The organism is Kribbella sp. (assembly GCF_035687465.1).
Taxonomy (GTDB): Bacteria; Actinomycetota; Actinomycetes; order Propionibacteriales; family Kribbellaceae; genus Kribbella.
The window spans coordinates 1-10,962 of record NZ_DASRXP010000556.1 but is presented as its reverse complement, the minus strand read 5'-3'; the positions used below and the strand labels follow the sequence as shown (position 1 = coordinate 10,962).

Annotated in this window: 13 protein-coding genes and 2 pseudogenes; 1 reads left to right on the top strand and 14 read right to left on the bottom strand. The window is 66.9% G+C overall.

From position 1 onward, the window contains the following. From VFG33_RS29685 to VFG33_RS29620, 14 genes and pseudogenes are all read right to left on the bottom strand, one after another. Positions 1–196, bottom strand: a pseudogene (locus VFG33_RS29685) (signal peptide peptidase SppA); the annotation flags it as partial. A gap of 36 nt (positions 197–232) precedes the next feature. Then, positions 233–664: a DUF2550 domain-containing protein gene (locus VFG33_RS29680; protein WP_325056288.1), complete on the bottom strand. Its 432-nt coding sequence runs from the start codon at positions 662–664 to the stop codon at positions 233–235. A gap of 110 nt (positions 665–774) precedes the next feature. Beyond that, positions 775–1,182 carry a F0F1 ATP synthase subunit epsilon gene (locus tag VFG33_RS29675; protein WP_325056287.1) on the bottom strand — a complete coding sequence of 136 codons (408 nt, stop codon included), beginning with the start codon at positions 1,180–1,182 and terminating at the stop codon, positions 775–777. Beyond that, positions 1,182–2,636 carry a F0F1 ATP synthase subunit beta gene (atpD, locus tag VFG33_RS29670; protein WP_325056286.1) on the bottom strand — a complete coding sequence of 485 codons (1,455 nt, stop codon included), beginning with the start codon at positions 2,634–2,636 and terminating at the stop codon, positions 1,182–1,184. Before atpD ends, VFG33_RS29675 begins: the two co-directional genes overlap by 1 nt. Before the next feature lie 5 nt (positions 2,637–2,641). Further along, a complete protein-coding gene (locus tag VFG33_RS29665) occupies positions 2,642–3,553 on the bottom strand; it encodes a F0F1 ATP synthase subunit gamma (RefSeq protein ID WP_325056285.1) in 912 nt (303 codons plus the stop codon). Between the two features lie 7 nt (positions 3,554–3,560). Next, entirely contained in the window at positions 3,561–5,198 is a 1,638-nt protein-coding gene (gene atpA / locus VFG33_RS29660; RefSeq protein ID WP_325056284.1) for a F0F1 ATP synthase subunit alpha, read from the bottom strand. Between the two features lie 51 nt (positions 5,199–5,249). Continuing rightward, positions 5,250–6,047 (bottom strand): F0F1 ATP synthase subunit delta, encoded by a 798-nt coding sequence (locus tag VFG33_RS29655; protein ID WP_325056283.1) that lies wholly within the window; start codon positions 6,045–6,047, stop codon positions 5,250–5,252. Beyond that, positions 6,047–6,625, bottom strand: coding sequence for a F0F1 ATP synthase subunit B (locus VFG33_RS29650; protein ID WP_325056282.1), 579 nt, complete (start codon positions 6,623–6,625; stop codon positions 6,047–6,049). The genes VFG33_RS29655 and VFG33_RS29650 overlap by 1 nt, the downstream gene beginning before the upstream one ends. Before the next feature lie 33 nt (positions 6,626–6,658). Continuing rightward, the gene (gene atpE, locus VFG33_RS29645; RefSeq protein ID WP_325056281.1) at positions 6,659–6,886 is read right to left on the bottom strand and encodes an ATP synthase F0 subunit C; all 228 of its coding nucleotides are present in this window, start codon (positions 6,884–6,886) and stop codon (positions 6,659–6,661) included. A 76-nt stretch (positions 6,887–6,962) separates the two neighbouring features. Then, positions 6,963–7,745 carry a F0F1 ATP synthase subunit A gene (atpB, locus tag VFG33_RS29640; RefSeq protein ID WP_325056280.1) on the bottom strand — a complete coding sequence of 261 codons (783 nt, stop codon included), beginning with the start codon at positions 7,743–7,745 and terminating at the stop codon, positions 6,963–6,965. 97 nt (positions 7,746–7,842) lie between these two features. Further along, positions 7,843–7,995: a hypothetical protein gene (locus tag VFG33_RS29635; protein ID WP_325056279.1), complete on the bottom strand. Its 153-nt coding sequence runs from the start codon at positions 7,993–7,995 to the stop codon at positions 7,843–7,845. Positions 7,996–8,133: 138 nt separating this feature from the next. Further along, positions 8,134–8,598, bottom strand: coding sequence for a Cg1360 family ATP-synthase-associated protein (locus VFG33_RS29630; protein WP_325056278.1), 465 nt, complete (start codon positions 8,596–8,598; stop codon positions 8,134–8,136). A gap of 224 nt (positions 8,599–8,822) precedes the next feature. Beyond that, positions 8,823–9,941, bottom strand: coding sequence for a glycosyltransferase family 4 protein (locus VFG33_RS29625; protein ID WP_325056277.1), 1,119 nt, complete (start codon positions 9,939–9,941; stop codon positions 8,823–8,825). Next, entirely contained in the window at positions 9,941–10,687 is a 747-nt protein-coding gene (locus VFG33_RS29620) for an L-threonylcarbamoyladenylate synthase (RefSeq protein WP_325056276.1), read from the bottom strand. The genes VFG33_RS29625 and VFG33_RS29620 overlap by 1 nt, the downstream gene beginning before the upstream one ends. Positions 10,688–10,785: 98 nt before the next feature. Between VFG33_RS29620 and VFG33_RS29615 the strand changes: the two are divergent. Continuing rightward, positions 10,786–10,962 (top strand): annotated as a pseudogene (locus tag VFG33_RS29615) (hypothetical protein); the annotation flags it as partial.

The following is a 10,962-nucleotide window of genomic DNA, read 5'->3' as shown; positions in this document are numbered from 1 at the left end:
CCTGACTCAACGACAGGGCAGGCCCACCGAGATGGGCGACCAGGCCAACGACAGCGTCATCCTCGGCAGCCCGCTGCAAGCCGGCCACGAGCTCACGCAGCGTAGGGAGGTGCCGCATCCTGAACGCCGCCACCGGCGACGCGGGCGGCGTCTCCACCACACCCCGGGTCAGATCCAACTCCAGCAAGATCGCCATACACCGACCCTAGACACTCACCGCAAGAGCGGGGTGTCAGAGGTAGGTCTGGGTGCTGGGTGGGGCGGACTCCATCCAGGCGAGGACGCCGGTGAGGGCTTCCTCGGTCATCGCGAAGTGGACCGTGCGGTCGGTCAGTTCGGCGTCCACGATGACGTGACCGGCGTAGGTGACCAGGGGCTCGTTGCCCATCGGGCGGCGGGTGGTGACCCCTCGCAACTGGCGGCGGTTGACGGTCAGCTTCGGCCACCAGGCCAGGCTGAACACGCGGAACCACTGGAGGTCGTCACCGACGTACCGGGCCAGGCCGAGCGCCCAGCCGCGGCCGTGGTCCTTCTGGGCCAGTTGGAGGCTGCAATCGAACGTGCCGCCGTCCCTGGACAACCAGCGACGACGGCACGCGAAAGCGATGATCAGCAGTACGGCAGCAAGGAAACAGACCCCGACCACATCGAGGGCTGTCCTCATATTTTGCCGACCTCATTCCTGGTGCCGTCGACTGAGCGACACCTTCCCCGAACCGTACTGACTGTGACTGCCCTGCTAAAACGTACTCTTTTCAATTATTACAGGTCGGTTCAGGTCGCCTGTTCGGCGGCCCTCACTCTTGCCTCGGCGGTCCGGACGTGCTCCTCGTGCTCGCCTTCCGAATCGGTCCCGGCGGCCTGGGCACGCTCGAGATCGCGCTTGGCCTCCTCCAGATCGATGTCGTGACCCATCTCGGCGTTCTCGGCCAGGATCGAGACCCGGTCGTTCGCCACCGAGATGAAGCCGTCCGGCGCGGCCGCGACGAAGTACTCGTCGTCGACGGTCCGCACCTGGACACTACCGCCCTGCAGCAGGCCGAGCAGCGGGGCGTGGCCCGGCAGGATGCCGACGTCGCCGTCGGTGGTGCGGGCGATGACGATCTTCGCCTGCCCCTGCCAGACCGTCCGCTCCGCCGCGACGAGGGCTACCTCGAGGTGCTTCGCAGCTTCATCGGCCATCAGTTTTCCTTCTGCAGCTCAGCCCACTTGCGCTCGACGTCTTCGAGGCTGCCGGTGTTGAAGAACGCCTGCTCGGCGATGTGGTCCGTCTCGCCCTCGGTGATCTTCTTGAAGGACTCGATGGTTTCCTTCAGCGGCACAGTGGAGCCGGGGATGTTGGTGAACTTCTCCGCCATATAGGTGTTCTGCGACAGGAACTGCTCGATCCGGCGCGCCCGCGCGACGACGATCTTGTCCTCCTCGGACAGCTCGTCGACACCCAGGATGGCGATGATGTCCTGCAGTTCCTTGTTCTTCTGCAGGATCTGCTTCACCCGGACGGCCACGTCGTAGTGCTCCTGGCCGATGTACTGCGGGTCGAGGATCCGCGAGGTGGAGCTCAGCGGGTCGACGGCCGGGTACAGACCACGCGACGCGATGTCACGCGACAGCTCGGTGGTCGCGTCCAGGTGCGCGAACGTGGTGGCCGGCGCCGGGTCGGTGTAGTCGTCGGCGGGGACGTAGATCGCCTGCATCGAGGTGATCGAGTGACCCCGGGTCGAGGTGATCCGCTCCTGCAGCACGCCCATCTCGTCGGCCAGGTTCGGCTGGTACCCCACCGCGGACGGCATCCGGCCGAGCAGCGTGGAGACCTCGGACCCGGCCTGGGTGAACCGGAAGATGTTGTCGATGAAGAGCAGCACGTCCTGCCCCGCGACGTCGCGGAAGTACTCCGCCATCGTCAGCGCCGACAGCGCGACCCGCAGCCGGGTGCCCGGCGGCTCGTCCATCTGACCGAAGACCAGCGCGGTGTCCTTGAAGACGCCGGCCTCTTCCATCTCGTGGATCAGGTCGTTGCCCTCACGGGTGCGCTCACCGACCCCGGCGAACACCGAGGTGCCACCGAAGTTGTGCGCGATCCGGTAGATCATCTCCTGGATCATCACGGTCTTGCCGACACCCGCACCGCCGAACAGGCCGATCTTGCCGCCCTGCACGTACGGGGTGAGCAGGTCCAGCACCTTGATGCCGGTCTCCAGCATCTCGGTCTTGGACTCGAGCTGGTCGAAGGGCGGCGCCTTGCGGTGGATCGGCCAGCGCTCGGTGATCTCGAACTCGGACTCGTCCTGGCTCAGGCACTGCCCGGTCACGGACCAGACCCGGCCCTTGGTGACGTCGCCGACCGGCACGGAGATGGCCGCGCCGGTGTCACGCACCTCGGAGCCGCGGACCATGCCGTCGGTGGGCTTCATCGAGATCGCCCGGACGATGTTGTCGCCGACGTGCAGCGCGACCTCGAGGGTGATCGTCTGAGTGTTGTCGCCCAGGGTGATGTCCACCTCGAGCGCGTTGTACATGTCGGGCATCGCGTCCGCGGGGAACTCGATGTCGACGACCGGGCCGATCACCCGGGCGACGCGGCCGACGCCCGGGGCGCCCGCCTCGTTGTTCTTCTCGGTAACCGTGGCAGTCATCTCTCTCACTCGCTCCCGGCGGAGGCGTCGGCGAGCGCACCCGCGCCACCGACGATCTCGCTGATTTCTTGGGTAATTTGGGCCTGACGCGCCTGGTTGGCCTCACGCGTCAGTCGCTCGATCAGGTCCTGCGCGTTGTCTGTAGCGGACTTCATCGCCCGCTGCCGGCTGGCCAGCTCGGAAGCGGCCGCCTGCAGCATGCAGTAGTGGATCCGGCTGGCGACGTACTTCGGCAGCAGTCCGTCCAAAACCTCCTCGGCGGAGGGCTCGAACTCGTACAGCGGCAGTACTTCGTCGTCCGCCGGTGGCTCCTCGCCCTCGACGACCTCCAGCGGCAGCAGCCGGATCACGTCCGGGCGCTGGATCAGCATCGACACGAACCGGGTGAAGACGATGTGGATCTCGTCCACGCCGCCTTCCTCGACCGGCTTCAGGAAGGCCTCGATCAGGGCATCGGCGATCTCCCGCGCCCGGGCGAACGACGGGGCGTCGGAGTCACCGCTCCACGACTGCGCGACCTCGCGCTGCCGGAAGGTGTAGTAGGCGATCCCCTTGCGGCCGCTCAGGAACGGAACGACCTCTTTGCCGTCGTCGTGCAGCAACTGGTTCAGCCGCTCACCCTCGCGGATGACCGACGAGGAGTAGGCACCGGCCTGGCCGCGGTCCGAGGTGATCAACAGGACCGCGGCGCGCTTCGGATTCGGTTTCTCGGTGGTCAGCGGGTTGTCGACGTTCGAGAACGTGGCCACCGCCGACACGGCACGGGTGAGCTCACGCGCGTACGGACCGGCCGCCTGGGCACGTTGCTGCGCCTTGACGATCCGGGACGCCGCGATGAGCTCCATCGCGCGGGTGAGCTTCTTGATCGTCGAGACCGAGGCCCGGCGCTCGCGAAGCTCCCGCAGACTGGCTGGCATGGGTTGATCAGCCCCGCTTCTGCCGGACGATCTGCTCCTGCGCGACGTCCTCGGAGTCCATCGCCTCGGCCTCCTCCTTGCCGGCCAGCAGTTGGCCGTCGGAGGTCTGGAAGGTCGGCTTGAACTCGTCCAGGGCGGTGTCGATGGCCTGGGCGTTGTCGTCGTCGAACTTGCCGGTCTCCCGGATCGCGTCGAGCACCTTGCCGTCGTGCTTCAGGTAGTCCAGGAACTCGCGCTCGAACCGCAGCACGTCGTTCACCGGGACGTCGTCGAACTTGCCCGACGTACCGGCCCAGACCGAGACGATCTGCTCCTCGATCGGGTACGGCGAGTACTGCGGCTGGCGGAGCAGTTCCACCAGACGCTGACCGCGATCCAGCTGCCGGCGGGAGGTGGCATCCAGGTCGGAGGCGAACATCGCGAACGCCTCCATCGCGCGGAACTGCGCCAGGTCGATCTTCAGCGAGCCGGACACGTTCTTCATGCCCTTGACCTGCGCGGCGCCGCCGACCCGGGAGACCGAGACACCGACGTCGATGGCCGGCCGGATGTTGGCGTTGAACAGGTCGGACTGCAGGAAGATCTGCCCGTCGGTGATCGAGATGACGTTGGTCGGGATGAAGGCCGACACATCGTTGGCCTTGGTCTCGATGATCGGCAGACCGGTCATCGAGCCGCCGCCCAGCTCGTCGGACAGCTTCGCGCAACGCTCGAGCAGCCGGCTGTGCAGGTAGAAGACGTCACCCGGGTAGGCCTCACGGCCCGGCGGGCGGCGCAGCAGCAACGACATCGCCCGGTAGGCCTCGGCCTGCTTGGTCAGGTCGTCGAACACGATCAGCACATGCTTGCCCTGGTACATCCAGTGCTGGCCGATGGCCGAGCCGGTGTACGGCGCGACGTACTTGTAGCCTGCCGGGTCGGACGCCGGGGAGGCGACGATGGTGGTGTACTCCATCGCGCCGGCCTCTTCGAGCGCACCGCGCACCGAGGCGATCGTCGAGCCCTTCTGGCCGATCGCCACGTAGATGCAGCGGACCTGCTTCTTCGGGTCGCCGGACGCCCAGTTGTCCTTCTGGTTGATGATCGTGTCGACGGCGATCGCGGTCTTGCCGGTCTTGCGGTCGCCGATGATCAGCTGCCGCTGGCCGCGACCGATCGGGATCATCGCGTCGATCGCCTTGATGCCGGTCTGCAGCGGCTCGCGGACCTCCTGGCGGTCCATCACGCCGGCCGCCTGCAGCTCCAGGGCACGGTGGCCGTCGAGATCCTTGATCTCGCCCAGGCCGTCGATCGGCTTGCCCAGCGGGTCGACGACGCGACCGAGGTAGCCGTCGCCGACCGGCACGGACAGCACCTCGCCGGTCCGGCGGACCTGCTGGCCTTCGTCGATGCCGTCGAACTCACCGAGGACAGCGACGCCGATGTCACGGACGTCGAGGTTCAGGACGAGGCCCTTGCTGCCGTCCTCGAACTCCAGCAGCTCGCTGGCCATCGCCGAGGGCAGGCCCTCGATGTGCGCGATGCCGTCACCTGCGTCGATTACGGTGCCGACCTCTTCGCGGGTCGCCGTCTCCGGTTCGTAGCTGGAGACGAAGCGATCCAGGGCGTCCCGGATTTCCTCCGGCCTGATCGTGAGCTCCGCCATATCTTCCGTCCCTGCTTTCTTGCCTAAGTGATGGCTAAAAGTGTTGTGGGGTCAGCCCGCGATGCGCCGTTGCGCCTCGTCGAGCCGGGCCGCGATGGTTCCGTCGATCACTTCGTCACCGATGTTCACCCGGACACCGCCGACGACGGCAGGGTCCACGATCACGTTCAGCTGGATCTTTCGACCGTACTGCCGGCCGAGCGCCTCGGCGAGCCTGGAACGTTCGCCCTCGGTCAGGTCGACCGCCACCCGGACGGTTGCGATGCTGGCACTGCGCCGGGCCGCCGCGGCGACCTGGTAGGACCGCATCGCGGTCGCGAAGTGCTGGCCACGACCGTCGACGGCCCGCTCGGCGAGCCGCACGGTAGCCGGATCCGCCTTGCCTTCCAGCAGACCACGGATCAGTTCCTGGCGTAGTCCGAGCGGGATGTTGCGGTCGCTCAGCTTGCCGCTCAGCTCCCGCTCCCCCGCGACCACCCGGTCGAGCCGGAACAGTTCGTCCTCGAGCTCGTCCAGCTTGCTCTGACCGTCGGCGTAGGCCACGTCGGCCTCGACGCTCAGGTCGTCCAGCGCGTTGGCCAGGTCCCGGCTGCTGACCCAGCGACCGCTGACCGCGACGGTGAGGATCTCCAGCGCCGGGGCCGAGATCTTCCCGCTGAACAGTTGCTCGACCAGTCCGGTCCGGCTCGGCACGGGGCGGGCCGGGTCGGTCAGGGCCCGCCGGAGCGTGCCGTTGCTGTCGAGCAGCTTGGCGATCGAGAACAGCTCGTCGCCAAGGCCTTCGGTGACGGTGACACCCGCCAGGGCCTCATGGACCCGGGCAAGTGACTCCCTCGATGTGCCGCGCATCAGCCGTCCGTTCCGACAGCCTGCCGGGCCGACTCCGACGACTCCAGGTCCGCCAGGAAGCGCTCGACGGTCCGGCGCTGGCGCGCCTCGTCCTCGAGCGACTCACCGACGATACGACCCGCCAGCGAGGTGGCCATCGTGCCCACCTCACTGCGCAGCGAGGCGACGGCCTGGGCCCGCTCGGCTTCGATCTGGGTGCGGGCGTGCGTCACGATCCGGTCGGCCTCGACGCCGGCCTGCTCGCGCAGCTCCGCGATGATCTGCGCACCCTGCTCACGCGCGTCCTCCCGGATCCGGGCGGCCTCCTGCCGGGCCTCGGCCAGCTGCGCGTTGTACTTGTCCAGCGCCGCCTTCGCCTCTGCCTGGGCCTGCTTGGCCTCGTTCATCCCGCCCTCGATCGCCTGCGTGCGGTCCGCGTAAGCCTTTTCGAACCGCGGCACGACGATCTTGGCGAAGGCGACGGCCAGCAGGATCAGGAAGACGAACGCGAAGATGATCTCCGCGGTGTGCGGCATCAACGGGCTAGGGCCCGCCTCCTCGCCAGCTGCCTCGCTAAGCGGTACCAGCATCGTCAACATGTCTGAATCCTGTCAGTCGGGGAGAGGGTGCGATCAGCGGAAGACGAAGGCGAGCGCGATACCGATGATCGCCAGCACCTCGGTGACACCGAAGCCGATCCACGCGATCGACTGCAGCCGGCTCTGTGCCTCGGGCTGACGCGCGGTGCCGTTGATGACCGCGGCGAAGATCAGGCCGACGCCGACACCCGGGCCGATCGCGGCAAGGCCGTAGCCGAGGACGGCGATGTTGCCTTCGAGAGCGAGAGCGATGTTGCTCATGTGCGGTGCTTCCTTTCGGTACGGATAGGGAGCTATCCGGGGTTCCGTTTGCTACGGGTCTGTTGGGTGGTGCGGATCAGTGTTCGTCGGCGATGGCGCTGCCGATGTACTGCGCGGTCAGCACGACGAAGATGTAGGCCTGGATGCACTGCACGAACAGCTCCAGACCGGCGATCGGGATCGCCACCAGGAAGGTGATGACACCGACACCGCCGAGCGCGATGTTGCCGGTCTCGAAGAGCATGTACTCGCCGCCCAGCACGAACACCAGGATCAGGATGTGGCCGGCGAACATGTTGGCGAACAGCCGCAGGCTCAGCGAGACCGGCCGGACCAGGATGTTCGAGATGAACTCGATCGGGATCATCAACGGCATCAGCCACGCCGGTACGCCGGCCGGCATCGTCTGCAGCTTCAGGTAACCCCCGAAGCCGTGCTTGCGAATTCCGACAGTGTTGAAGATCAGCCAGCTCATCACAGCCGCGGCGTAGGCCCAGCCGATATGGCTGAAGGTCGGGAACTGGATCAGCGGCACCGAGGCGGCCACGTTGTTCAGCAGGATGAAGAAGAACAGGCCGCACAGGTACGGCACGTACTTCATGTGCTCCTGGCTGCCGATCGCATCCCGGGCGATCGAGTTCCGGACGAAGTTGTACCCGAGCTCACCGGCGAACTGCAGCTTGCTCGGCACGATCGCGGACTTGCGCGACGCTCCCCAGAAGAACCAGACGATGATGATCACCGACAGGGTGGCCACCAGCACCGGCTTGGTCAACCAGGGGATGCTCGCCCAGATGGGCGGCAGGTTGAAGTCCTCAGGACCGGGTGGAATGAACTCGGTCGAAACGCCGGCGATCACCGGGTCTCCTCTCGCGTCGTGCTCAAGTCGTTCGCCATGGGGCTAGGGGCAGGGCGGCTCAGGGCAAGGCGGTCAACAACGTCAGACCCGGCAGGGCTCAGGTACGCCCGTACCGGAAGTGCAAAAGCAGGATGGTGAGCCCGGCACCGAGGACGATGCCCACCGGAAGGAAGAACGGGGTGCCAAGCCAGCGATCCAACCCGAATCCGATACCGCCGTAGACGACGATTCCGCCGATCAAGTAGGACAAGACCCTCCAGCCGTCTGCCGAGTTGCTCGGCGGCGGCGGTGGATCTGATTGATGGCTCATTGGCACCCGAAAGGTACCAGTCGGCAACATGCCTGGTCACATCGGTATCCGGACACTGCCGCCCACTACGGATCGTGGTCACGCCGTCACCTCGTTGTCGAGGTCGTAGATCGGGATCCGCAGGTGCGTCCAGGCCCAGATCTCGCCGGCCATCCAGCCCATCACGACCACCATCGCGCTGATCCCCAGCGCGGTCAGGTTGACGTTCTCGGCCAGGCTCTCGGAGCTCAGGGCGACGGCCAGCAGACCACCGAAAATCGCGATCCGGCCGGTGTAGGAGGCCATCGCGACCGCCAGTTGCATGGTCGGGGTGGCGCGGCGGGACAGGTGCAGCGCGAACAGCCCGGCGCCGGAGAAGACGATCACCATCAGCAGACCCAGCAACGCACCCCACAGGCCCTCGAGCCCGGCAGCCACGGTAGCGATCGCGGCGGTGTTCACGCCGACAACCATCGCTGCGAGCAGCGCGCCGCGCAGCATGACCAATGCCGGGTGCCTGGTTGCCTGGCCGGCGACTTTTTCGCGACTACCTAAGGAAGCCATCGGGTGTTCCGTCCTGCTGGCGACCGGGATTTTGCCCTCGGTCGTCGGGTGGGCGGGGTCAGGGGTGAAGCTGTTCTTTGCTGGTGCTTGTGAAAACTAGCACAAAGTCTGCTGGGTCAGCAAAACGGTCAGCAGAACGAGCACCCTGCCGCTGTACACGAACACCTTATCGGTAGGCCAGGAGCCGTACTGGTCTGGTGCCGGTCCGCCTGGATCGCGGTGCGTCAGACCTTGGCCAGCGGCTTGGCCGTACGGTGCGGAAGTCCGGTGGTGAGCAGGACCGCGGCGACGGTGACGGCGAGTACCAGGAGCACGGTCCACCAGGACAGCAGCAGGCCGAGGACGACCACTCCGAAGGCGATCAGGGCGGTCCAGAGGTACATCAGCAGCACCGCGCGACGATGCGAGTGACCGCGTTGCATGAGCCGGTGATGCAGGTGCAACTTGTCCGCCGCGAACGGCGAGCGGCCGGCCTTCGTACGCCGGATGTAGGCCAGCGTCAGGTCGAGCGCCGGGATCGCCAGTACCGCGATCGGCAGGATCAGCGGGAGCAGGGCCGGCAACAGACTCGAGCCACCCACCTCGTACGGGACCGCGTTCGGGTCCATCTGCCCGGTCAGGCTGATGGTGGACGCGGCCAGCATCAACCCGATCAGCAGTGAGCCGGAATCCCCCATGAACACCCTTGCGGGGAAGAAGTTGTGCGGCAGGAAGCCCAGACAGGCGCCGGCCAGCGCGACCGTGATCAGGGTCGAGGTGGTCGCACGGTCGAGGTTCTGCTCGACGTTCAACAGGTACGAGTAGGTGAAGAACGCGGTGGCACCGATCGCGGTGACGCCGGCGGCGAGACCGTCCAGGCCGTCGACGAAGTTCACCGCGTTGGTGGAGACGAGCAGGATGCCCGCGGTCACCACGGCCAGTTGTGCGGCCGGCGGCGAGAGGATGCCGCCGGGCAGCGGCACCCAGTACAGCTGGATGCCCTGGATGACCAGCACGCCGACGGCCAGGACCTGACCGGCCAGTTTGGTGATCGCGTCCAGTTCGTACAGGTCGTCGACCACGCCGACGGCGCAGATCACCACGCCGCCGATCAGGATCGCGCGGGCGTCGTGGGCGACCTGCAGGCTGTCACCGAGGAACGGCAGGCTGGAGGCGACGGCGAATCCGGCGATCAGGCCGCCGAGGATCGAGATGCCGCCGAAGTACGGGATCGGGACCTTGTGGACGTCGCGGGAGCGCACCTTCGCGACCGCGCCGTAGCGCAACGCGATCTGCCGGGCCACGCCGGTCAGCAGGAAGGTCGTGGCCATGGCCACGAACAGGACCAGCAGATACTCCCTCACTAGTCCGCAGGCCTCACATCGGTCGCCTTGTCTTCGTCACTGTCGTTGGACGCCGCGGCGACCTCATCGGTTGGCTCGTCGTCCTGCACAGGTTCAGCGACATCGAAGTCGCTGGTGACCTCGGGGACGATCTTGCGGAGGTCGTTGAGGGACAGAGCGCCGATGCGAACGACATGAGGCACGTCGCCGGTGAGGTCGACGATCGTGGACGGCTCGCCGCCGGTGGAGGTGCCGCCGTCGAGGTAGACCGCGACTGAGTCCTGGAGTTGCGCCTCGGCGTCGTACACGTCGAGAGCCGCGGGCTGGCCGCTGCGGTTGGCCGAACTGACCGCGAGGGGTCCGGTACGGGACAGCAGTTCACGGGTGTTCTCGTGATCCGGCACCCGCAGCGCGACGGTCCCCTGGGTGTCACCGAGGTCCCACATCAACGAGGTCTGTGCGTGGCAGATCACCGTCAGCGGCCCGGGCCAGAACTCCTCGCAGAGCTTGCGCCCCGCCTCTGGGATGTCCGTAGCGAGCGCGTCGAGCGACTCGACCACCGAGATCAGCACCGGCGGTGGCATGTCCCGGCCGCGGCCCTTGGCATCCAGCAGCCGTTGCACCGCGTCCGCCTTGAAGGCGTCCGCGGCGATTCCGTACACCGTGTCCGTCGGCAGCACGACCAGATCACCGGCCTCGATGGCATCGACGGCCGCCCGGTAGGCATGCACCAACTCGTCGCCGGTGAAATCAAAACGCTCGCTCACGCAGTGAATCGTGCCACTCCCCTGGTCAACCGCTCCACTTGGGCCACCCGAGAGCATCTCTGACAATTGACTGTCAGGAACCGGGCAGGCCGACCGGGATGCTGCATAGGATCCCGGCCATGACCTTGTCGCGCGAATTCCTCACCGGTCTGCCGAAGGCCGAGCTGCATGTCCACCACGTCGGATCCGCCTCGCCGCGAATCGTGGCCGAGCTGGCCGCGCGCCATCCGTCCTCGCCGGTGCCCACCGATCCGGCCGCGCTGGCGGAGTACTTC

Excerpts from the sequence above, each read along its gene's own strand:
- VFG33_RS29680 (WP_325056288.1), bottom strand. The coding sequence starts at position 664 with ATGAGGACAGCCCTCGATGTGGTCGGGGTCTGTTTCCTTGCTGCCGTA.
- VFG33_RS29675 (WP_325056287.1), bottom strand. The coding sequence starts at position 1,182 with ATGGCCGATGAAGCTGCGAAGCACCTCGAGGTAGCCCTCGTCGCGGCG.
- atpD (WP_325056286.1), bottom strand. The coding sequence starts at position 2,636 with ATGACTGCCACGGTTACCGAGAAGAACAACGAGGCGGGCGCCCCGGGC.
- VFG33_RS29665 (WP_325056285.1), bottom strand. The coding sequence starts at position 3,553 with ATGCCAGCCAGTCTGCGGGAGCTTCGCGAGCGCCGGGCCTCGGTCTCG.
- atpA (WP_325056284.1), bottom strand. The coding sequence starts at position 5,198 with ATGGCGGAGCTCACGATCAGGCCGGAGGAAATCCGGGACGCCCTGGAT.
- VFG33_RS29655 (WP_325056283.1), bottom strand. The coding sequence starts at position 6,047 with ATGCGCGGCACATCGAGGGAGTCACTTGCCCGGGTCCATGAGGCCCTG.
- VFG33_RS29650 (WP_325056282.1), bottom strand. The coding sequence starts at position 6,625 with ATGTTGACGATGCTGGTACCGCTTAGCGAGGCAGCTGGCGAGGAGGCG.
- atpE (WP_325056281.1), bottom strand. The coding sequence starts at position 6,886 with ATGAGCAACATCGCTCTCGCTCTCGAAGGCAACATCGCCGTCCTCGGC.
- VFG33_RS29630 (WP_325056278.1), bottom strand. The coding sequence starts at position 8,598 with ATGGCTTCCTTAGGTAGTCGCGAAAAAGTCGCCGGCCAGGCAACCAGG.